Annotated in this window: 17 protein-coding genes and 1 tRNA gene; 7 read left to right on the top strand and 11 right to left on the bottom strand. The window is 57.8% G+C overall.

All coding sequences use genetic code 11. The annotated features are described in order from the left end of the window. Window positions 1-241: 241 nt before the first annotated feature. The 11 genes from ACMHYW_RS10865 to ACMHYW_RS10815 all read right to left on the bottom strand — a co-directional run bounded on the left by ACMHYW_RS10865 (window position 242) and on the right by ACMHYW_RS10815 (window position 14,628). Window positions 242-2,551 carry a hypothetical protein gene (locus ACMHYW_RS10865; protein ID WP_414499925.1) on the bottom strand — a complete coding sequence of 770 codons (2,310 nt, stop codon included), beginning with the start codon at window positions 2,549-2,551 and terminating at the stop codon, window positions 242-244. A 2-nt stretch (window positions 2,552-2,553) separates the two neighbouring features. Beyond that, entirely contained in the window at window positions 2,554-4,407 is a 1,854-nt protein-coding gene (locus ACMHYW_RS10860; RefSeq protein ID WP_414499924.1) for an ATP-binding protein, read from the bottom strand. 682 nt (window positions 4,408-5,089) lie between these two features. Beyond that, complete coding sequence (locus ACMHYW_RS10855) at window positions 5,090-6,724, bottom strand: hypothetical protein (protein ID WP_414499923.1); 1,635 nt, start codon at window positions 6,722-6,724, stop codon at window positions 5,090-5,092. Window positions 6,725-6,938: 214 nt separating this feature from the next. Beyond that, window positions 6,939-8,033, bottom strand: coding sequence for a redox-regulated ATPase YchF (gene ychF, locus ACMHYW_RS10850; protein WP_414499922.1), 1,095 nt, complete (start codon window positions 8,031-8,033; stop codon window positions 6,939-6,941). A 38-nt stretch (window positions 8,034-8,071) separates the two neighbouring features. Further along, window positions 8,072-8,656 (bottom strand): aminoacyl-tRNA hydrolase, encoded by a 585-nt coding sequence (pth, locus tag ACMHYW_RS10845; protein WP_027705864.1) that lies wholly within the window; start codon window positions 8,654-8,656, stop codon window positions 8,072-8,074. A gap of 85 nt (window positions 8,657-8,741) precedes the next feature. Continuing rightward, window positions 8,742-9,386 carry a 50S ribosomal protein L25/general stress protein Ctc gene (locus tag ACMHYW_RS10840; RefSeq protein WP_414499921.1) on the bottom strand — a complete coding sequence of 215 codons (645 nt, stop codon included), beginning with the start codon at window positions 9,384-9,386 and terminating at the stop codon, window positions 8,742-8,744. Window positions 9,387-9,561: 175 nt separating this feature from the next. Then, window positions 9,562-10,491, bottom strand: coding sequence for a ribose-phosphate pyrophosphokinase (locus tag ACMHYW_RS10835; RefSeq protein ID WP_038279144.1), 930 nt, complete (start codon window positions 10,489-10,491; stop codon window positions 9,562-9,564). A 144-nt stretch (window positions 10,492-10,635) separates the two neighbouring features. After that, window positions 10,636-10,710: transfer RNA gene (locus ACMHYW_RS10830), tRNA-Gln, on the bottom strand. An 8-nt stretch (window positions 10,711-10,718) separates the two neighbouring features. Beyond that, window positions 10,719-11,609 carry a 4-(cytidine 5'-diphospho)-2-C-methyl-D-erythritol kinase gene (ispE, locus tag ACMHYW_RS10825; RefSeq protein WP_414499920.1) on the bottom strand — a complete coding sequence of 297 codons (891 nt, stop codon included), beginning with the start codon at window positions 11,607-11,609 and terminating at the stop codon, window positions 10,719-10,721. Window positions 11,610-12,021: 412 nt separating this feature from the next. Further along, entirely contained in the window at window positions 12,022-12,651 is a 630-nt protein-coding gene (gene lolB, locus ACMHYW_RS10820; protein ID WP_414499919.1) for a lipoprotein insertase outer membrane protein LolB, read from the bottom strand. Between the two features lie 174 nt (window positions 12,652-12,825). Beyond that, window positions 12,826-14,628: a tetratricopeptide repeat protein gene (locus tag ACMHYW_RS10815; protein ID WP_414499918.1), complete on the bottom strand. Its 1,803-nt coding sequence runs from the start codon at window positions 14,626-14,628 to the stop codon at window positions 12,826-12,828. Window positions 14,629-15,144: 516 nt separating this feature from the next. Between ACMHYW_RS10815 and hemA the strand changes: the two genes are divergently transcribed. The 7 genes from hemA (at window position 15,145) to ACMHYW_RS10780 (ending at window position 22,636) form a co-directional block, all read left to right on the top strand. After that, entirely contained in the window at window positions 15,145-16,476 is a 1,332-nt protein-coding gene (gene hemA, locus ACMHYW_RS10810; RefSeq protein WP_414499917.1) for a glutamyl-tRNA reductase, read from the top strand. After that, the gene (gene prfA, locus ACMHYW_RS10805; RefSeq protein WP_414499916.1) at window positions 16,473-17,555 is read left to right on the top strand and encodes a peptide chain release factor 1; all 1,083 of its coding nucleotides are present in this window, start codon (window positions 16,473-16,475) and stop codon (window positions 17,553-17,555) included. Before hemA ends, prfA begins: the two co-directional genes overlap by 4 nt. A gap of 5 nt (window positions 17,556-17,560) precedes the next feature. Further along, window positions 17,561-18,412, top strand: a complete 852-nt coding sequence (prmC, locus tag ACMHYW_RS10800) for a peptide chain release factor N(5)-glutamine methyltransferase (RefSeq protein ID WP_414501507.1) — start codon at window positions 17,561-17,563, stop codon at window positions 18,410-18,412. A gap of 198 nt (window positions 18,413-18,610) precedes the next feature. Then, entirely contained in the window at window positions 18,611-19,780 is a 1,170-nt protein-coding gene (locus ACMHYW_RS10795) for an ABC transporter ATP-binding protein (protein ID WP_414499915.1), read from the top strand. A gap of 47 nt (window positions 19,781-19,827) precedes the next feature. Further along, window positions 19,828-20,742 carry an ABC transporter permease gene (locus ACMHYW_RS10790; protein WP_414499914.1) on the top strand — a complete coding sequence of 305 codons (915 nt, stop codon included), beginning with the start codon at window positions 19,828-19,830 and terminating at the stop codon, window positions 20,740-20,742. Continuing rightward, window positions 20,739-21,545, top strand: coding sequence for an ABC transporter permease (locus tag ACMHYW_RS10785; protein ID WP_414499913.1), 807 nt, complete (start codon window positions 20,739-20,741; stop codon window positions 21,543-21,545). The genes ACMHYW_RS10790 and ACMHYW_RS10785 overlap by 4 nt, the downstream gene beginning before the upstream one ends. Next, a complete protein-coding gene (locus ACMHYW_RS10780) occupies window positions 21,542-22,636 on the top strand; it encodes an ABC transporter substrate-binding protein (RefSeq protein WP_414499912.1) in 1,095 nt (364 codons plus the stop codon). Before ACMHYW_RS10785 ends, ACMHYW_RS10780 begins: the two co-directional genes overlap by 4 nt. Window positions 22,637-22,703 lie beyond the last annotated feature (67 nt).

The raw sequence follows: 22,703 nt of genomic DNA, 5'->3' as shown, positions 1-22,703 counted from the left end.
TTATGCGGTTAAGTCCACCAAGAAGACGCCATTGATAGGGTGATGCGTTCGAGTCCCCCCTCGCTTACCGTCCTCACGTTTCCCTGCTTATGTGGTTGTATATCCACATTATATGAATAAATTTATGTATGTCTATACAGTGTTTTGGGGCGTAAAAATGCGGGGAAGGGCAGCGAGCATCACGCTCACTACGCATCCCCGCAGAGCGGTGAGGGGGAACGGGCCCATCACCGCTGGTTGCCTAGAGTTGGTAGCGCTCAATGATGGCGGTGTGGCGCGTATCGTCAACACCGGCCTTGCGGGCCAGTCCCAGCCAGTGAGGCTGATGCGGCCAGTCAGCGGTCAGGCGGGTCAGTAGGGCATCCAGTGTTTGCAATGGCATGCTTTGCGGTGCCGACAGCAGGAAGTACAGGCCCGGCAGTACGGCATTGCCGGCCTGGGTATCGACGATTTGATAGTCATCGTTGCTGGTAATCCAGACGTTACAGCCTTCGGCCTCAAGCTGATCAACGAAATGCTGGAACACCTCCTGTTCAGGGGCGGCGCCATCGACGAACCATGCTGATGCATAGCCGCCGGATGCGATGACGTGCAGGGCCTCGTAGACGCCGATGAAGTTCTGCTGTTCTTCTTCGGTCTGCGGCGGTTCATTGAGCAGTGCCGGTTCAAACACTACCCGATCATTCAGGTGCTGAGACGCATCGCGGGAGTTGGGCTGTCGCACGATGGCGGTTGTTGGTCCCGTACGCTGGGCCAGATAGAAGCGGTATTCGTTGTCTTCCCAGAAACGCAGACGAATCCAGCCACCGTTCTCTTCGATAGGGCCTTCTTCGCTTGAAAACGTCATACCGAGCCGTGCCCCTAGCGTTCGTACCTGTGCCCAATCCTGAAGCGCACTGGCCGCGGTGATGGCATCCCAGATCGTATTGTTGGGCGACATCTCCTGCTGACGGTCGATGCGTTCAAGTGCTTCCAGATGATGGCTCAGTGCCCGATCGAAGGCCTTGAGCTTCATCGCTGCGCCGCCTGCAATAATGTGCGGCATGATTTTATCTTCGTTGCCGGGGAGCTGAAGCATGTCGTGGCACAGATGCTCGGCCTTTTGCCAGTCTTCCTGCGCCTGTGCGGCATGAATACGATACCAGCAGGCCATGCTGGGCAGCGGTGCCTCGAACCGGTCGGCCAGGCGCTGGATTTGACTGAAACGACTGTTTTGCAGCAACAGTTGCAGCAGCTGATACGGCACCTCGCTTTCTTCTTCGGGATGCTGCTCGACGCGTTCTTGCAGGATACGGATGGCCTGCTCGTTCGCTGCGCAGGCTTGCAAGGCAGAAGCGGTTAGCTGACGCAGCGGATGATCGTCGGGGCGCTCGGCCAAGGCCAGTGTCAGCCACTCGACTTCTTGCTCAGGATCGCGCTCGCTGTCGTCGCGCGCGCTGAGCCACGCCATCAGCTGATCGGCACTGACCGGCAGCGCAACCTGCTGGGTCTGTGCATCAAGCTGAGCTTCCAGTGCCGCCAGTGCCTGATCGTCGCCGAGTGCACTGCGCAATTTGGGCAGTTGTGTTTTAGCCAGTGCCAGTGCTTGGCGTGCTGTCCAGGTGGCATTGCGCGCCAGCGCCAGCGCGATGTGTACCTTGGCGACAGTAATGGCATCGCGCGGTGCGCCCACGCGAATGCGCTGCTCAAGAATCTGTTGAAGCGAGCGGCCGACCTGCCACGTGTTGCGTTCCGGCGCACGCGATATCAGCGTGCTGAGCACATCGACCCAGCGCATGGCAATGTGCGGGGTTACTGCAGGCAGAGCTTCCCAGGCTTCCTCATCGCGGCCGGCATGGGCCAGTACCTGCAGACGAATGATATTCTGGGTTTCGCGCGCCTGCGTGTTGTTGTCGCCGACGTTCGAGGATTCGCACAGCCGATCCATGATCGCCAGCGCTTCATCGTACTGGCCGAGCAGCATCAGTGCTTCGGCTTCGCTCTCGCGCAGGGCTTCATCATCTTCGTCCGCATCCGCAGCCTTGATCTTTTCAATCTGCCCACGCACGAACGTCAGCGCTTCCTCATATAGCCCCTTATCGAGCATGGCATCGAACTGTTCGTCCGACAGGCACTGATAGCAGCTCCAGCTAGGGTCGATGCCCGCCATCGTTTCCTGGCAGACGGCAATGCGTTCGTCCGCCCAGCCGCGGGCATCGACGTTGCAGTAGCAATGGCTCAGGTCCTGCGTCACGCAGACCGACTGCGGGCATTCTGCGGTGTCGCTTTGGTGAGCGCGTTCATAAAGGGCCACGACATCGGCAAGGGCCGTTTGTCCTTCGGCTTCGTTGCCCAGTCGATGGCGCATTTCCCAGTGCCCTAGCAACACTTCCAGCCACGGGTTGTTGGCGCTCTGTTTGAGCGCGCGCACTTCGGGCAGCAATGCTTCGGCCTTGCCATATTGCATGTGCACTACGGACTCGAGAAAGTCATCGACCAGTCGAACGGGGTAGTCCTGACCTGATTCCCACATGTCGCGCTCGTACTGCTGATACCACTGCCAGATATCCATGCTTACTGCTCCTGTCGTGCGGCGGCATGCGCCAGCTGTGTAAGGACGTGACCAAAACTTTCCAGTGCCTGATCGAGTTTGCCACCCTGATAGTCCGGCGATTGTGCGGCCAGCAGTACCTTCAAACTCTTCAACAGCGGGAAAGCACCAGCATCGGGCATCGTACCTGCCTGCCAGCAGCGTGACAGCGCCTGAACGGCGGGGTTGGCAAAGTTGAGGTACAGGATCTGCGTATGGGTCTGCTCAATGTTCTGAGTGAATTGGCGTGCCAGCATGAGCGCGGCGGTACTCATGCGTTTGTCGGCATCGTCTTGTTCAAGCCGTTTCTTCAGCTCAGCCTCGCGATCAGTCACCACGATCAAGGGTAGCGAGGTGGGCTCAAAGCGCGCGGGTACGAACCCTTCATCGTCAACTAAGCGTGAGGACCACCACTGTTTCTCATCCGAGGTGATGTCTTCCAGAGCGAACAGCTGTTGGTTGCCGGACTTGGTGCCGATCTCGATCAGACGTGCACCGTAGTGTTCGGCCCAGCGACGCAGGAACGGTACCACCGCATAGCGATAGCCGTGGGCGACGGGACGCTGTAGCAGGCGGAACAGCACCGCTTCGAAACCGCCGTCCTCGCCTAGCATCACGGTAAGGCTGTTGTCGCGGCGCAGCGTGCTGACCGGCATGTCGCCCTGTGAGGTCGGCACGTTGAGATCGTCCTTTAGCAGGTCGAATAGGCGGTCGTCGCACAGGGCGGCACCCAGTAGGGCCTCGTTGTGGCGCGCAATAACGCGACGCCAGATTTCCGGCTGCTGCTTGGCCAGCGATGCCAGCCCTGTGATCAGCGCCTCGTTGAGGGCCATCTGCGTTGCGCTGTAGCGGCTATCGCGCTGAAGGTCTTCACGGCTGGCGGTGGGTACCAGCTTGTTGGATTCGATGACACCGCCGACGAAACCGGCCCACGGTGGCAACAGCTCGCGTGCTTGGTCGTCAATCAGCATGCCGCGCAGGAACAGTGACAGATTGCGGTTATCACTGGTGCCGTAGGTCGCGCCGTCCTGCAGCCATAGAATGCCTACCGCATCGCTGTCGCCCTGCGGTTCGACCGGCAGCACGCAAAGGGGTGTGAAACGCTGCTCGAAGCGTGACGCAAATTCGAGATGGCGCTTTTGTACCAGAGAGGGATGAAGGGCCACGGCACCTTTCTGTTCACGCCACGGCGGGGTGATATGGTTGATGGCCTGATCGGACTGACCGACGAAGATTGGTTCATGCAATAGCGCGCAGTAGCGGCTGAGTACTGCACTCAGGTGGGCCGTATTGGCCAGCCCTACGAACTCATCCTTCAGCGTCAGCTCGATAGAGGTACCGACCGGGTGGCTCGAAGCCTGCTCGACGGTATAGGTTTCGCCGTTACTGGAGCGGTAGCGCCAGCTGATGTCCGGTGCTTTCCACGAGGTGGTGGTGAGCGTCACTTTGTCCGCCACTACAAAGGCTGAGGCAAACCCCAGCCCGAACATGCCGATCAGACCGGTATCATCATCGCTTTGGCGCAGGCCACGGGTATAGCCGATCCCCACCGTTGCTAGATACTGATGGATTTCCTCTTCTGTCAGCCCCGAGCCCACATCCGTGATGGTGATGGACGGTACCGCGGGGTCACACTCAATACGAATGCTGGCGGACTGTTGCCATTCCGGTGCTTCAAGGCGGCGGCGAACGATAGCATCGTGTGCGTTCTGCACCAGCTCGCGAATGGCCACCATCGGCGTGGAGTAGAGGTGCTGGCTCAGCACCTGCATTAGCCCTGTCAGATTGACCGGGGTGCGGTGCTGCACGATGGAGGAGAGTGATGACGAGTTATCCAAAGCATTATTCCCTTTATCAATCACCGATGCGCCATTATTCTCGATAGACGAAGCGCTGGGAAGTTGAAGTAACCATTATCGGCGATCTTGATGAGTGCGCTCAATGTGACTGATTATTAATACGATTTAATAAGTATGAGTTACTGAGGGTTATAAGCAGGATGGTGATGAAACGCAACTGTTTCGTTTCGAACGGCTGTGGTGAGCGGCTGACACGCATATCGCGCGTGCAAGGGTAGCGTGGTCTTGCTGGGATGTCGCGTAGTGCTGGAGGGAAAGTGCTTGGTGGTTTGAATGAGGGGCGCCGCCGATTTAAATCATATTGCTATTATCTGAATGAATTAACGGTGCTCTAGATAAAGCTTATGGTGGGGCACACTAAAATGCCCTATGGTATGTTTATTATACCGAGTATAAATAATGACGCTCTATGATAAACGGCACAGCTAGAGGCTGTTTCATAACCTAATTAATTACTTTTCCCTTTCTAAAATAGACGGCTTTTATCGCAGTTTTGTGGTTTGAAATCCCCTCAATGACATGGGTATTGGGGGTATGAAACACGTTCTTATTGCGGGCACCAATATGTTGTTCCGACGGGGAAGGGGTGTCATGCATCATAAACGACAAGACCCTCCAACGCAGGGTGATGGGCCTTGTGTATTGTCCAAGCGGTGAATGATTATTCGGCAAGCAGCGCTTGCAGACGTTTGCGGACGCTTTCTTCCGGCTCCTGTTCATAAGCGGCTTCAAGCAATGCGTGCAGCGCTGCCGAACGCTCTTCCTTGGGCCATTCTTCCAACGCACGGAGTGCCATATTGCGGTTGTGGATGAGCGGACTGCGCAGTCCCGCTTCAATCAACGACAGGCCGGCACCCGCGAATTGATCAAGGTCCTGCAAGATAAGGCTCAATTCACGGTGTTGCTGATAGGCAGGACCGAATCCCATTTGTGTATCGGGCCCTGTCGCTATGGCGGCCAGATCGAACTGCTTTTCGGCCAGCGCAACGACGCGCTCAATGCGTTGCCGATCGTCGGTCTTCATCAGAGAGTACCAGTGGCTATCTTCTGCCGATGGACATGTAGACTGTCGGGCATAGAGGGCGTCCCACGGGTCGATGTTCAGTACTCGCGCGGCGTGAACCATAGCGTGTCCCAGTTCACTGTCGTGAGAGGAGAGAGCTTTGCTCACTTCCTCCTGCCATTTGGGCTGTGCCACGATGACATGAGCTTCATTGCCGACGTGCTGACGGTTCTCTTCATTCCATCCACACGACGCAAGGCGATCCCAGTCTCTATTGTCATCCTCAACAAACTCTCCAAGCGCATGTGCGGCCAACAGGTGAGTAATGTCGTGAGTCGGGCTCTGTTTCACCAGCGCCAGATAGCGCAGACAGGCGGCTACACCGTCTTCATAGCACGAGATGCCCGATACTGGGGCTTCATTGAGCAGTGCAGAGAGCAGTTCACCTGCACTGTTCAGTAAGGCATCGTCCACGTTATCACTCATCAGCGCGGTCAGTAGCTGTCCCTTGATGGCGCACTCCAAGGCGGTATATTCCATCATGACGGTGTTGGAGTAACCTTCGCGCAGAAGCCAGTCGCGAGTTGTCTCTGATAGCTCTTCAGGCAGGCGCTCGATGATCTGAATACGCCCCCAGCCCGTCACACGGCGGGCCATTTCGACCAGCGTGGCCTCATACCCTTCTTTAGTCACTATGTTGGATACGGCTACGGTGCTGAACAGCGTGAACTCATCGTGCAATCCGAGCGTCATGACCGTTGCAAGATTTTGTTGCGAAGGGAAGAAGCTTAATAGCGCAATCGCGCACTTTACTGCCTGGCGGTCGGGGCTTTCCTGTGCCAGCCATACCGCTAAGTCATGAAGCTGTTGGGCGGGAAGTGAAGATGTCTGCGGTATCTTTGCCATTAACGCATCAATGTACTCTAGTGGCGACTCCTTCTTGAGCAGTGCATATAGCTCCTCCATATTCTCCCATGAGGGCAGGATCAGCACCTGATTCAATGCGTCGAACAGCGTGTCAGCGATTTCTTCATTCTGGGTGCTAAGGGCATGGTGGGTGAAAACCCCGTCCACGGCCCCTGCGGCCCAGGACATTTCCTCTTTCTTTGACTGCTCATCCGGCAGCTTCTGAGCACTTTCTGGTAGTGGGTCGTTACCTTGCGCGTAGGGTGCCAACAGATGGTAGATGCTTTGTAGGTGGCTTTCCCATGGCACCGGGAATCCGGCCGTCTGCTCGATCGTTTCCTTGGCGGTGCTTTTCTTGCTGAACAACTTTGCCAGCCAGCGCTTCATAGTGATATCCCGTTATAAGTGAATAGAAACTGTTTCTTGTCACATGCGGTGCTATCTGTGTGCATAGCCCGTTTTAACGGCGTTTTATATATTCGATTGAATGGTCTTGAAAAGAAGGGAAAAGATATTTGAAAGGGGAGAGCGTCTTAAAATGAAAGAATCCACGCCGAGGCGTGGATTCCATGATGTCTATTGAGTGCAGCGAAAAAGCTGATCAGACATTAAAACGGAAGTGCATAACATCGCCATCTTGTACGATGTAAGACTTGCCTTCCAGACGCCATTTACCTGCTTCTTTCGCGCCGCTTTCACCCTTGAATTCGATGAAGTCGTCATAGCTGATGACCTCAGCACGAATAAAGCCTTTTTCGAAGTCGGTATGAATCGCTGCGGCAGCCTGCGGTGCTGTTGCGCCCACTTTCACCGTCCATGCGCGTACTTCTTTTACGCCCGCTGTGAAGTAGGTCTGCAGGCCGAGCAGTTTATAGCCGGCGCGAATCACGCGATCCAAGCCTGCTTCTTCCATGCCCAGCTCTTCGAGGAACATGGCTTTCTCTTCCTCGTCGTCCAGCTCGGCGATTTCAGCTTCCAGTTTGTTGCACACGGCAACCACTTCGGCTTCTTCGGAAGCGGCGATTTCGCGCACGATGTCGAGGTACGGGTTGTTTTCGAAACCGTCCTCGCTGACGTTGGCGATGTACATCGTCGGCTTGAGGGTCAGGAAGCCATAGCCACGTACCAGCGCTTTTTCATCATCGGTCAGACCGAAGCTGCGCAGCGGCTGGCCTTCTGCCAGATGCGGCTGGATGCGTTCGAACAGCGCTTTGACCGCGATCGCTTCCTTGTCGCCACCTTTGGCCGCGCGTACCAGACGGGTCAGCGCTTTTTCGACCGTGCCCAGATCGGACAGGGCCAGTTCGATATTGATCGTCTCAATATCGGCACGCGGGTCGACGTGGTTGGCTACATGAATGACGTTATCGTCTTCAAAGCAGCGTACGACGTGTGCGATGGCTTCGGTTTCGCGAATGTTGGCCAGGAACTGGTTACCGAGACCTTCACCCTTCGATGCCCCTGCGACCAGTCCCGCGATATCCACGAATTCCATCGTGGTGGGCAGCGTACGCTCAGGTTTAACGATTTCGGCCAGCGCGTCGAGGCGCGGGTCAGGCATCGGTACGATACCGGTGTTCGGTTCGATGGTGCAGAACGGGAAGTTTGCCGCCTCGATGCCGGACTTGGTCAGCGCGTTGAACAGCGTGGATTTACCCACGTTCGGGAGGCCGACAATACCGCAATTGAAACCCATGGCATGATCCTGATAAATAGAGGCCCGAAGGAAAGAACCTAGAAGCGGACGGCGTGCAGGCGATTCATGGCCTTTGCCCAGTCCCCTGACAGTGCCAGAGGCAGAGCATCGACGGCAGCTTCGATCGCTGAGTCGATGGCAATCCGATCGCTCTTGCCGGGCGAGCCAAGCACATAGTTGACGACGCGGCTAGCATCACCAGGATGACCGATACCAATACGAAGACGATGGAAGGAGCGGTTATTGCCTAGAGCGCTGATGATGTCGCGCAGGCCATTGTGGCCACCGTGGCCACCCCCCTGCTTGAAGCGCGCCTGTCCGGGAGGAATATCAAGCTCGTCGTGGGCCACGAGCAGTTGCTCGGGGGACAGCTTGAAGAATTTGGTGAGCAGTGAGACCGATTGGCCGCTGCAATTCATGAACGTGCTGGGAAGCAGCAGGTGGACAGTGTGACCGTCCAGCTCGACTTTAGCGTAGTCACCGAGAAATTTGCGCTCGCTGCGCAGTGATGCCCCGGCCTGCCGTGCCAGCAGTTCGACCATCCATGCCCCGGCATTGTGGCGCGTATCAGCATATTGAGCTCCTGGATTACGTAGCCCGATAATAGCCGATACTGTGCTCATAAGAACTGCCTCTTGCCGCCGGAGCCGTGGACACACCACGGCTCTCGGAAAGGATACATGGATGGTCGAAGGGAGCGATTAGGGCTTATTCAGCGGCGCTGTCTGCTGCCGGTGCATCGCCTTCTTCGCCTTCTGCTTCGCTGTGATCTGCTACGCGATGAACGCTAACCAGCGGCTGGTCGTGGTCGTCACCGTGAGACAGTTCGACAGCAGTAACGCCTGCCGGCAGTTTCAGGCCAGACAGGTGGATGGTTTCACCCACGCCCAGGTCTGCAACGTCGACTTCCAGGTGGTCCGGAATGTTCTGCGGCAGGCAGCTGATAGCGATATCAGTGTTCTGGATGTGCAGTTCACCGCCGTCGACTTTAACGCCTTTGCAGTTTTCTTCGTTGATAACGTGCAGCTGTACTGTCAGCGTGATTTCTTCGTTAGCGTTGACACGCATGAAGTCAGCGTGCAGAAGAACCGCTTTGAACGGGTGACGCTGCAGGTCACGAACAACAACTTTCTCTGCTTTGCCATCAACGTTGATCGTGATGATGGAAGAGTAGAAAGATTCATCTTCGATGGCTTTGTACAGCGCCGGTTTGTCGATAGCGATCGGCATCGGTGCAGTTTCACCACCATAGATGATACCTGCAACACGTTCGTTCGCACGACGCAGGCGGCGGCTCGCACCTTTCCCCAGCTCCGTACGGACGACAGCAGTAAGAGTGTAATCGTGTTTCATGGAATAGACCTCATCGGTATTCCTGGAGGAATACGCATAGTTGATAGGCGCAATAGACGCCTTATTAACGAAATTGACAGGCCCGCGACCAGGTCCTGTCATTCGTGAAAAGGGGGATACAGCCGAAGCTGTACCCCCTTTGCAGTCAACGCTTGTCGTGCCGAGGCTGTTGGCCTCAGTGAAACATGGCGCTGACAGATTCTTCGTTGCTGACGCGACGAATGGCTTCACCGATCAGACCTGCGACAGTCAGCTGGCGGATTTTGCCACTGCGACGCGCTGCTTCGGAAAGCGGAATAGTGTCGGTAACGACCAGTTCATCAAGCTGAGAGCTTGAGATATTGTCGATAGCCGGACCGGACAGGATCGGATGCGTTGCATAGGCCAGCACACGTTTAGCACCGCGCACTTTAAGTGCTTCGGCTGCTTTGCACAGTGTACCCGCAGTGTCGACCATGTCGTCGACCAGAATGCAGGTGCGATCCTGAATATCACCGATGATGTGCATCACCTGTGCCTGGTTGGCACGTGGGCGGCGCTTGTCGATGATGGCCAGTTCCACATTCAGCTGCTTAGCGACAGCGCGCGCACGAACGACACCCCCGATATCAGGGGAGACGATGACGACGTCATCGTAGTTCTGGCGCTCGATGTCATCCAGCAGGATGGGAGAGCCGTAGACATTGTCGACCGGTACGTCGAAGAAGCCCTGGATCTGATCTGCGTGCAAGTCCATGGTCATGACACGGTCTACACCGGCCTTGACCATCATGTCTGCCACGACCTTGGCCGAAATCGGCACGCGTGCAGAACGTACGCGACGATCCTGGCGTGCATAACCGAAGTACGGCATGACGGCAGTGATACGAGTCGCGGAAGCACGACGCAAGGCATCAACCATCAGGATCAATTCCATCAGGTTGTCATTGGTAGGAACACAAGTGGACTGGAGGATGAAGACATCCTTGCCGCGCACGTTCTCATTGATCTCGACGGCGATTTCGCCATCGCTGAACTGACCAACGGTCGCGTGACCAAGACGATTATCGAGGCACTCGGCGACCTTGCGTGCCAGTTCTGGGTGAGCGTTACCGGCGAAGACCATCAATTTGGACACAGCGCAAGCCACCTTTTGGATGCTTAGGGAATCTTGAAAAGTGCTTGGATGCCAGGTTGCTCGAAAAGGGTACAAGAGTGCCCTTAGAGATCGGTTCTGAATTTATTTAAATGAATTCAGTTGAGCGAGAAATGGCTGGGGTACCAGGATTCGAACCTGGGAATGCCGGTACCAGAAACCGGTGCCTTACCACTTGGCGATACCCCAGCAACCGATCAACCTGTCATGCCTGGTTGCTCGTTGAGCGTGGCATGAAGAGGAGAGATGTTGCTCGACTCAGTGAGAAACACTTGCCAATCAGTGTGTTCCTTGCTGACTCGGAGCAGGATATTACGACCTTCTTGTTCGTCTGTCAACCCCAGGATGATACAAGATCCTGTTCCTGTCAGTCGCGCGTCTCCGAATTGGCTCAGCCAGTCCAGTGCAGCAGCGATGGCAGGGGAGTGTTGCCGGACGATCGGTTCGCAATCGTTGCGTCCCCTCCGCAGTGCGTGCTCCATACTAATCACCGGGCTATAGCGTGTCAATTCGGGAGAGCGGAATACATCCGCGGTCACGACGGAAACACCGGGGTGAACGACGCAGAATAATGGTGTGTCTAGCGGCGCTGGCGTCAGTTTTTCGCCGATGCCTTCACCCCATGCTGCAAAGCCGTGCACGAATACGGGTACGTCAGCGCCGAGTGTGACGCCCAGCGCCGCCAGCTGTTCGAGTGACAGTTCCAGTTGCCAGAGACGATTAAGACCCAGCAGCGTAGTAGCGGCATCCGAGCTGCCCCCGCCGAGACCGCCGCCCATGGGGATGCGCTTGATCAGGTGAATATCTGCACCACGACGTTCCGCTGGGCGGGCATGGGGAGCTGACGTGTCGGCTTGCTGTAATAGCCGGGCGGCGCGGATGATCAGATTCTGTTCCTGTTCCACACCTTCTACGGCCGGCGATAGCGTCAGCTGGTTATCACCGCGGTAGGAGAACGTCAGTTCATCGCCGTACTTCAGAAACTGAAACAGGGTCTGCAGGTTGTGATAGCCATCAGGGCGCTTACCCGTGATGTGCAGCATGCGGTTGATCTTGGCGGGCGCGGGCAGCGTGAGAGACATCGACATGGCAGGTTCCGTTGCGCTGGTGGCTAGTCAAAAGGCGTGTGGCTGTACTCTATTTAATAACAATAGGGTGGGCTTCAGTAGAAGCTGACGGCGTGCGCCACAGCAGAAGTATAAAGATGAACCAAGGGTAAGAAATAGGGGAAGAGGTGTAAGAGTGCTACAAGGCTTTAATCTTCGACGTGGTGACACTATTTGACGAAAGGCGGTTAACAAAAAGCCTTGTGATGCGTTTTGATGTTTCCTGCATTGCGTGTTGATTATCCTCACTCCAGCAGACCTGCCGAGTGAAAAACTACGACGCTCTTCTGAGCGCCGTAGGTGCGTGATGGATAGCAGCCATCATTGGCGTCTTTGCGTCGTGTCTGACCGTGCAACGCGGGTGCGGCGCAGTGTCATGCCGTGTTTGTGGGTCTCATTCGGTGTCGTAACGGCCCGGGTGCCACTCTTTCTGCAGCAGCGTAGCGTTTAGCTGCCCGTAATGCATTTTCAGGCGGCCTGGCAGCCAGTAGCCATCGCTGAAGGTCCACTGGCTGTATTCGATATGCCAGCCTTGCTGGTCGAGCGTGGCGGGGTAGCCACACTCATCGGGTGTCATGTGGTAGGGCTGGTTCGGGGCGGGCAGTGCACGCGCCCAGTAGTACAGTGCTGAAATCGGCAGCGACCAGCCCAGCTGCTGTTGCATCAGTCCTTCAGGAGATGAGGCGTGGAAGGTGCCGTTGCCGTTGGACAGCACGGCCTGATCATTCTGTTGTTCAAGAGTGTTGCGGCCAATGCCAAAAGGACCGCTGATCATCATGCGGTAGTGATCGGGGTTTTGCTGTTGCCAGTCGAAGCTGGCGGTGTCGTTCTGCTGCGGTGTGCGCAGGTTGACCTTGCCCGCTACCGTCCAGCGCTGCAGCGCTTTTGTCTTAGGTATCTGGCTTTCCCAGCGGCCGCAGGGGCGTTCCTGTGGGGGCGTCGACGGTGAAAGGGCACAGCCCGAAAGCAGCAGTAGCCCGATGAATAGGCCTGTCAGGCGGCTTTTAAACAGCAGGTTCAACATAAGAGAAAGTGCTCCTCGGGAATAGGGTTATATATTTTTGCTGGGCCAGCGCAGGGAGCATGCTTCACTCTCATTACTTACCGTGGCGCTGACCCTATCTTCTCTTTTCTATTTCATTATCTGACGATCGAACCGCCGTAATGTTGCATGAGCTGCGCTTGTCGCCGTTCGCGGTCAGGGCGACGGTGCGTGTAGCGTGGGAAACTGCTGCAACAACGCACTGCGCGCGGCCTGATCCAGTGAGGATGACCGATAGAGCTGATTCAGGATGCGCTGGGCTTCGGCTTCATCGTGTGTCGCCATCAATGCCTGTAGATAGTGACGTGCCACTTCCGGTGATGGCAGCGCATTGTAAGCGCGTGCTAGCCATTGGCGGGCTTCGTCATACTGACCCTGTCCGTAGAGTGCCCAACCTAAACTGTCTTGTATTTCCGCATTGTCCGGTGCCAGCGTGATCGCGCGGCGCAGCAGTGGCACTGCCTGAGCATAGTCCTGTTTCTGGTCGGCCAGCATGTAGCCATAGGCGTTGAGGAATATGGGGTTATGGGGTTGATGTTCGACCAGCAGTTGTAGATCGCTCAGCGCTTGCGGTATCTGCTGCTGAGTCATGCGCTGCATAGCGCGCAGATAACGTAGGCCATCGTGCTCGGGGTGGGCGTCTACGATCTGTTCGAGCAGTGCCCAGGCTTGCTCTGGCTGCTGGGCTTGCTGCAAGGCAGAAAATTCGAGCTGTACCAACAGCAATAACTGATCGGGGAAGCGCTCGCGCTGGTGGCGCATGAGCTGTGCTGCAGCATCATTACCTTGGCTTTCCTGCGTCAGGGTCAGCAGCCGTAGTTGGGCGTGGGCGAACAGCGGCGAGGCCGGTGTGACCTGCTGGAATGCGCGCAGGGCGGCGTCGACATCATCAAGCTGGTCGGCCGTGACGCCTCGCAAGGCTTGCCGGTGGGCCAGCAGACCGGCATCTTGTGCTTCCTGCTCCGTCAATGGATAGCGCTCCATCAGACGTTGTGCGGCATCGGCATGATGGTGATCAAGCAGGAACTGTGTCAGTTCGTTGATGGCACGGGCCGAGGCCGGAAGCTGCTGCACGAATTGATTAATGTGGCGGTCGGCCAGCGTGGCGCCGGGCAGATCAAGTTCGATGTCGATGCGCAACAGAGCAAAGCGGAACTCCTGTTGGCCGCCATGCGTTATGGCCGTATGCACGGTCTTTAAGGCGGCTTCAAGACGCCCAAGGCGCTGTTCGACCAATGCTTTGGCAAACAGGGCATCCAGATTGTCAGGGTGGCGAACCAGGACATCATTCAAGCGCTGGAACGCTTCCGAGTAGCGTTCGTCGCCTGCCAGCAGAGCGGCGCAGACGATATGAGCTTCATCATGGCTCGGATACTGCTTCAGATAGGTATCGACCTGAGCGCGAAGCGCGTCGCGCGGCATGGGCTGTTCGGTCGCCATCCACGTTTCCAGCATGCTGTCGATGGCATCGTGATGGCCATATCGGTCGAGAGAGAGCTGCCAGAACATCGCCTCTGCCCAGTGCTGTGCCTGCAGCGCCTGCTCGCATAGCGCGTGCATCATCGCCACATCGTCCTGAGAGAGGGCAAAGGAGGCGTTGGCAGACGCTTGATCGAACAGAGAGCGCCATAGCGTGACCGCTTCCAGCGCCAGAGTGGAGCTTCCGGCGCGCTGTGCGGTGCGCCAAGCGTCCTGTGCCAGAGAGCGATCACCATGCTGACGCGCCTGACTTAAATAGAGCTGGCTGGCATCGGCAGGGTGTTGATAGCGCTCTTCGAGGTGTGCCTGAAGCAGTTGGGTCAGGCTCGACTTGTCGAGGCCCGCACTGACCGGGTTCCCGGGCATGGCGGGTGAAACGGGCAGCGCTGCGGGCGCTGACGGTTCGGCGGCTGTCGGAGTCCGGTCGCGACACGCGGTCAGCGGCCAGATCAAGGCTGCAAGAATAAGCACTCTGAGCATGCGGACCTCGTGGCGTGTATGCGCTAGCCCGCGAAGGGGCGGTGTTCTGACAGCGAACGGCGGCGTGTTCTCGAAAGTACCCGCGGCGGTGTCCGCTGTGTCATCATGTCGCCATGCGATCTTTTGTCATGATAAAGCATTGGACCCATATGAGGCCAAGCCGATCTGCCGATGGCAGAGGGGTGTGCTAGAGTAGAAGACCTGCTCGATGAAGCGTGCGATGTTCAAACCTTTCTGTCGCCTTCAGTTTCTCCAATCGAGTCGATAGCCGCGTTTCATCGGATAAAGCCCCCATCCTGCCGAGGGATAGCATACAATTCATCCAGACTTCCGGTAAGGTTCGTTCACCGCGAAGCCACTACCTGAGGCGCTGATCGACGCCAGTCGATGCCGCCACGACACGGTGCCGTGACGACCTGTGCAGAGGCGCTGCCTTCACATGCTTGTCATTGCCACACGGTACAGATTGAATACGCCACTCCTTTTCCGACGATGTTGCCCTCGTGCAGCGTCCTGATGATCACGACCGATGCCATGACACTGCTGATACTGGGCATGAATCACCGTACCGCCTCGCAAGAGTTGCGGGGACGCGTGTCGTTCTCCGATGCGCAGAAAGCGTCTGCCTTGCAGGCGCTGGTGGCGCTCGACGGCGTTGCTGAAGCGGTGATCGTCTCGACCTGCAACCGCACTGAACTGTACGTCAGTGGCGGCCCTCAGCTGGCCACCGTGCGTGGCGGCGTCGAGCCGCTGCAGCACTGGCTGGAGCGTTATCACGATCTGCCCGCCGGCGCGCTGGATGACCACCTTTATGCTCATGCCGATGAAAGTGCCGTGGCGCATGCCATTCGTGTGGCGAGCGGATTGGATTCGCTGGTGCTGGGCGAGCCGCAAATCTTCGGTCAGTTCAAGCAGGGCTATCAGTGCGCACAAGACAGCGGCACCCTCGGACCTCGTTTGGACAGCATGTTCCAGCATGCGTTCTCAGCGGTGAAGCAGGTGCGCAGCCGCACCGGCATCGGTGAGCACACCGTGTCGGTGGCTTATACCGCCGTACAGCTGGCGGGGCGCATCTTCGATCATTTCGAACGGGCCACCGCACTGCTGGTGGGCGCTGGCGAGACCATTGCGTTGGTTGCTCGTCATCTCAAGGAAGCGGGAGTCCCTCGATTGATCATCGCCAACCGTACCGTGTCGCGGGCCGAAGCCTTGGCTCGTGAGGTAGGCGGTGAGGCGGTGTCGCTCAATGCACTGCCCGTGGCGCTTAGGCAGGCGGACATCGTGATTTCCTCGACGGCCAGCCCGACGCCGGTGCTGACCTACGATATGGTGCGCGCCAGCATGAAAGCGCGCCGCTATGCCCCGCTGTTCATGGCGGATATCGCCGTTCCCTGTGACATCGAGCCTTCCGTTGCGAAGCTTGAGGACGTCTTCCTGTATTCGCTGGACGATTTCAACGATATCATCGACGACAATCGTCGCAGCCGTGAGCAGGCGGCCAACGCCGCTGAGCTGGTGATCGAGCAGAGTCTGCAGCAGTGGCGCGTGGCATGCCGCCTGCGCTCGATCGGGCCCATGATCCGAAAGCATCGCGAGCAGGCCGAACAGGTGCGTCAAGCGGCGGAAGCGCAGGCGCTAGCGCAACTGGCACGCGGCCATTCTCCAGAAGAAGTGATCCAACGACTGTCCCATCAGCTTACCAATCGCCTGCTGCACGGCCCGACTACGCGGCTGCGGGATGCCTCGCGCGAGCAGCGGGATGATATATTGACCGCTTTTGAACACCTGCTGCTGGAAGAACCCGCCGCGGCCACGTCTGAACATCAACAAGGAACGCGATCTAGATGAAGGATACTCTGCGCGCCCGTCTTGCAACGGCGGAAGAACGGTTTGAAGAACTCTCGGCGCTGTTGTCCGAACCGGATGTCATTCAAGATCAGAACCGTTTCCGCGATTACTCTCGCGAATACGCTGATCTCGAACCGTTGATCAGCGCATGGCGTGCCTTCAGCGCGCTGGAAGACGACATCCAGGCCGCTCAGGCGATGGCCAACGACAGCGACCCTGATATGCGGGCGATGGCCAAAGACGAGCTCGAAGCACTGCAGGCTGACTACGAACCGCAGGTGCTGCGCATCAAGCAGCTGCTGATTCCCAAAGATCCTGACGATGAGCGTGGGGTGTTCCTTGAAGTGCGTGCCGGTACGGGTGGCGATGAAGCCGCGCTGTTCGCTGGTGATTTGTTCCGCATGTACTCCCGCTATGCTGAACGCCGTGGCTGGCGCGTCGAAATTATCAGCGCCAGTGAGAGCGAGCAGGGCGGCTTCAAGGAAGTCATTGCCCGTTTGGCGGGCAGCGGCGTTTACAGCCGCTTCAAGTTTGAATCTGGTGCTCATCGCGTGCAGCGCGTGCCTGCGACCGAGTCGCAGGGGCGCATTCATACGTCAGCATGCACCGTGGCGGTGATGCCAGAGGTGGATGAGATCGTCGATGTCGTACTTGATCCCTCGACGCTGCGCATCGATACGTTCCGCGCCAGTGGGGCGGGCGGCCAGCACGTCAACACCACCGACTCGGCTATCCGCATCACTCACTTGCCGACCGGTACGGTAGTCGAGTGTCAGGACGAACGTTCGCAGCACAAGAACAAGGCCAAGGCCATGTCACTGCTAGCCGCGCGCATTCGCCAGCAGCAGGAAGACGCACAGCATAAGCAGCAGGCCGAAACGCGCCGTTCGCTGGTGGGGTCGGGCGATCGTTCCGAGCGCATTCGTACCTACAACTTCCCGCAGGGGCGTCTGACCGATCACCGTATCAACCTGACAATGTATAAGCTCAGCGATGTCATGGAAGGCGATCTGGATGAAGTCTTCGATGCATTGATTCAAGAGCATCAGGCAGATCAGCTGGCAGCTCTTCAGGCATGAGCGATATAAGCGCTGATGCGCTGTTGAGAGCGGCCGCGCAGGCCTTATCTTCCGGCAGCGATACGGCACGCCTTGATGCCGAGCTGCTGCTTTGCCATGTCATCGGTAAGCCGCGGACGTGGCTGTACACCTGGGGCGATCAGCCTATTGCAGAAGCGGCACGGGCCGCCTTTGCCACGCTGATTGAACGTCGCCATGCGGGCGAACCGGTTGCCTATCTGATCGGTGAACGCGAGTTCTGGGGGCTGACACTGGAAACCGCGCCCTATACCCTGATTCCGCGCCCTGATACTGAGCTAGTGGTTGACGCTGCGCTCGCCCGCGCGACCCGTGCGGAGGGACAGTTGCTGGATCTGGGAACGGGTACCGGGGCAATTGCGCTGGCATTTGCCAGTGAGCGAGCAGACTGGCAGGTCACCGGCGCGGATGTCGTGCCCGAGGCCGTAGCGCTTGCACAGCGCAACGCTCGGCAGCTGGGCATCGCCAATACTCGGTTCATCGAAAGCAATTGGTTCGCAGCGTTGCCGTCGACGGCTCGTTTCGAGCTGATCGTTTCCAATCCCCCTTATATCGCGGCAGACGATCATCACCTTAATGAAGGCGATGTGCGCTTCGAACCGCGCTCGGCGCTGGTGGCGGACGACGATGGCTTTGCCGATTTGCGTCATTTGGTCAATACCGCTCGGCAGTTTCTGCAACCGGGCGGGTGGCTGCTGCTCGAGCACGGTTGGACTCAGGCTGAAGCGGTATGCGCTATGCTGAACAAATGCGGCTATGTGCAGGTGGAGTCTTTGACGGATCTGGGGCAGCAACCGCGCGTCAGCTTAGGCCAGAAACCCATGAGTCACACGGTGTAATACCACTGCACCGCATGTAGTGTTAACGTCGAGGAAGCGGGGACGCGAGGGTGCGTCATCCCGCTTCATCTTTTTTCGTCAAAACGGCTGGCATCTCGCGCAACTTTATATACACTGCGCGTTCATTTCCTTAGATGTCCTTCTGGCACAGTAGTCGCGCAACCTTGTGCGGCAATTGATATTTCTGGAGACGCCTTCATGACGGGAACCCCTTCCCAATCAACCGGGGTTGCGGAAAACAGCGCAGCCATGGACGATCCCCCCACCGAGGCTGCGCGCGGCGTTCCTGCAGCCGGTGCGCCGCGCGAAGCCTCTTCGATCTCGTTGCGTAATCTGTCTCGCCGCTTCGGTGATGACGCCATCGCGCTTGACGATATCGACCTTGATATCCGGCCCGGGGAATTCTTCACCCTGTTGGGCCCCTCTGGCTGTGGCAAGACCACACTTCTGCGTTTGATTGCAGGGCTGGACGTTGCCGATGCCGGCGTGATCTCAATCGGTAACCGCGACGTCACCATGACGCCCGCGCACCGTCGCAGCATCAACACCGTGTTTCAGTCCTATGCCCTGTTCCCGCACCTCAACGTGCGCGACAACATCTCCTTTGGCTTGCGCATGCAAGGCATCAGCAAGGACGATCAGGCCCGCCGTGTCGCCGACATTGCGACCATTATCAAGCTGGATGGCCTGCTCAACCGCCGCATCGACCAACTGTCGGGCGGTCAGCGGCAGCGTATAGCGCTGGCGCGTGCGCTAGTGTGCGAGCCCGACGTGCTGTTGTTGGATGAATCCCTCTCTGCGTTGGATGCCGGGCTGCGCGAACAGCTCCAGTTCGAGCTGCGCGCGCTGCAGCAGCGTCTGGGCATGACCTTCGTGTTCGTGACGCACGATCAGGAAGAAGCCATGGTGATGTCCGACCGCATCGCGGTACTCAACGATGGCAAGATTCAGCAGGTGGGCACGCCGCAGGAAGTATACGAAACGCCGGTCAACCGCTTCGTCGCCAGTTTCATGGGGCACGACAACCTGTTCGATATCACTGCACAGAGTGGTCGTCAGGTTGAAACGGCGCTGGGTGATCTGATCACCGAGTCGTCGCGACCGGGCAAAGTAGCGCTGATTCGTCCCGAAACCATCGAGCTGAGCCTGCCGGGAACTGCCGGTGTTGAACCCGGGGCTAAGCTCAACCGACTGGAAGGGGACGTGATTGGCCGCTACTACCACGGGGCCACCGTCGAATATGAGCTGGCCTGTGGCGATGCGGAAATTCTCGTCGAAGAACGCAACAGTGGCGACCGCCTGTTCAAGGTGGGAAGCCGGGTACAGATCGAAATCTATCCCGAAGACGTCGTGGTGATCGACAGCTGAATGCTGTTTTCGTCTGAACTGGATGCCGAATCGAGAGGGAATGCCTCATGACTGCTTCACATGACGCCTATCGGCGTTTTCGGCGGCGTGAAACCCGCCACCTGCTCTGGACGACCGCGCCATCCGTACTGTGGATTTCGCTGTTTCTGGTGCTGCCCAGCCTGTATCTGGTGTCGATGGCGTTCATGTCGAACGACACCTATGGTCAGCCTACGCTGCCGCTGACTCTGTCGGCGTTCGACCAGTTGGCCGGTGACGGCGTGCTGGGCTGGAGTCCTGCCAACATCTACACGCTGCTGCGTTCGCTGGAATACACCGTCATCTCGTCCGTACTGACGATGCTGGTGTCCTATCCGTTGGCGTACTACATCGCGACCAGTCGCCGTTCGCTGCGCCCCGTCATGCTGCTGATGCTGGTGGTGCCGTCGTGGACCAACCAAGTGGTGCGTGCATTTGGCTGGATGAACCTGCTGGCGCCTGAGACGCCGCTTTCCGATGCGGCCAGTGCGATGGGGCTACTGTCACCGTGGATGGGGCTGTACCCGTCACCGTTCGCGGTGATGCTGGGACTGGTCTACAACTTCCTGCCGTTCATGGTGCTGCCGCTCTACAACTCGTTCGAGAAGCTCGACGTGTCGCAGATCGAAGCGGCACGAGACCTGTACGCTTCGCCGTATAAGACGTTTTGGGCGGCGATCTTCCCGCAGACACTGCCTGGTCTGTTGGCCGGCATGGTGCTGGTGGCGATTCCGGCCTTCGGCATGTACGTAGTGCCCGAACTGTTGGGCGGTGGACGCGCCATGATGATTGGTAACCTAGTAGCGCTGCAGTTTGCCGAAGGGGCTAACTGGCCGCTGGGCGCTGCGGGTGCGCTGGTGATGTTGGTTGCCACGCTGGTGGGTATCTGGTTACTGCGCCGGATGGGCCGCAAGTTCGGCGGTGGCGAGGAGGTGCTGGTATGAGGCATGTTCAACGTCGGCACCCGATGTTCGGCATCTTCTGGTGGCTGATGGTGCTGTTTCTCTATCTGCCATTGGGCATGGTGGTGCTGTACTCCTTCAACAGCATTAACAGCACCGCACACTTTGCCGGGTTCTCGCTGCGCTGGTACCGCCAGCTGCTGGAAAACGAAGAGCTGTTCAGTGCCTTCAAAAACAGCATGATTCTGGCGGTGTCTTCCTCTGCCATCGCTCTGGTGTTGGGCAGCATGCTGGGGTATGGCCTCTATCGGCACCGTCGGCGCGGGCTGGGCTGGCTGATCGCTTTGATCTATCTGCCAGTGGTGATGCCCGACGTCGTATTCGGGTTGGCCGAGATGACTTCGTTCGTCAAGGTGGGCAGCTGGATCGGTCTCTTCTCGCCCGGGCTGACTACCATGACGCTGGCGCATGTGACTTTCGAGCTGCCGTTCGTGGCGCTGCTGGTGTATTCGCGCTTCGTCAATATGGATGCCGCGCTGTTTGATGCTGCGCAGGACCTCTACGCTTCACCGTCCAAGCGCTTCACGCACGTCATCCTGCCCGAGATCAAGCCAGCGCTGCTGTCGTCGTTCTTCCTGTCGTTCACGCTGTCGTTCGATGACTTCGCGATCAGCTTCTTTACCGCAGGGCCAGAAAGCGCCACGTTGCCGATCTACATCTGGAGTTCGATCAAGCGCGGGGTCTCGCCGTCGATCAACGCTATCGGCAGTCTGATGATCCTGGCGGTGATGGTGGCCGTGGTCATCATGCTGCTGGGCAACTGGAGAAAGAGGGCGCGCGCATGATGGTGCACCGTATACGGCACACGATTAATGGCATTTGCCGCCGTGCTCGGTGGCTGGGCTGTGCAGCGCTGCTGGCGCTTCCCATGACGGCATCGGCCCGTGAAACGCTGTATATCTTCACGTGGACGGACTACACCAGCCCTGAAGTGATTGATGCGTTCGAGAAGCAGTACAACGCGCGCGTGGTGCTGAACTATTTCGGCACCATGGGGGACATGTATGCTCGCCTGCAGGCGGGCGGCGATGCCCAGTTCGATTTGGTCATTCCGTCAAGCTACTACGTTCCGCGCCTGATCCACTCGGGGTTGGTCCAGCCGTTGGATCATTCCAAGCTGCCCAACGAGCGCAATCTGCTGCCGGTATTCGCCGAAGCGGACTATGATCCCGGCCTGAAATACAGCATGCCCTATCAGTGGGGCTCCACCGGGTTAGTCTACGACACGCGTGTTTTCCCGAACGCACCGAAAAGCTGGGCCTTGCTGTTTGATCCTAAACTCAATCCCGATGCACCGTTCTCGATGCAGACCGACGGGAATGTGATGATCGCTGCCGCCTGTGCCTATCTGGGCTATGGGTACACCTGTCAGGATCAGAAACAGTGGATCGATGCGGCCCATCTGCTGCTGAAAACCCGCCAGCGCAGCAACTTCACTGGCTTCGTCGATGGTGCCCCAGTGCTGTCGCAGGTGGTACGCGGCGTGAATCGGGTCGGCGTGACGTTCAGTGGCGACTTCGTCAATCAGCGCAACGAAGACCCGGAAGGCTTCGAGCATCTGGCCTATATGCTACCGAAGGAAGGCTCCGAACGTTGGGTCGATGTCATGATGATTCCCAAACGGGCACCTCACCCTGAACTGGCGCATGCGTTTATCAATTTCGTGATGGATGCTAAGCAAGGGGCGGCACTGTCGAACTACATTTATAACGCATCGCCCAACCAGGCCTCACAGCCGTATCTAGACGACGTGCTGCGCGAAGCGCCGGCATGGCCGACAGATGAAGAGCAGCAGCGCTTGCATATGCTGCCGGGGCTGGACGGTGTGCCTCTGCAGACGTTCCAGAAAATATGGAGTGAAGTGCGCTCGCGCTGATCGTCTCCGTGAAGACCGGAAAAGGGTAATGCCAGTGGTGTTGCCCTTTTCTTTTCATCGGCTTTCT

Source organism: Zymobacter sp. IVIA_12111.31 C1 (genome assembly GCF_047495495.1).
GTDB lineage: Bacteria > Pseudomonadota > Gammaproteobacteria > Pseudomonadales > Halomonadaceae > Zymobacter.
The sequence above is the reverse complement of the archived record's forward strand: the minus strand, read 5'-3'. Positions and strand labels throughout refer to the sequence as shown.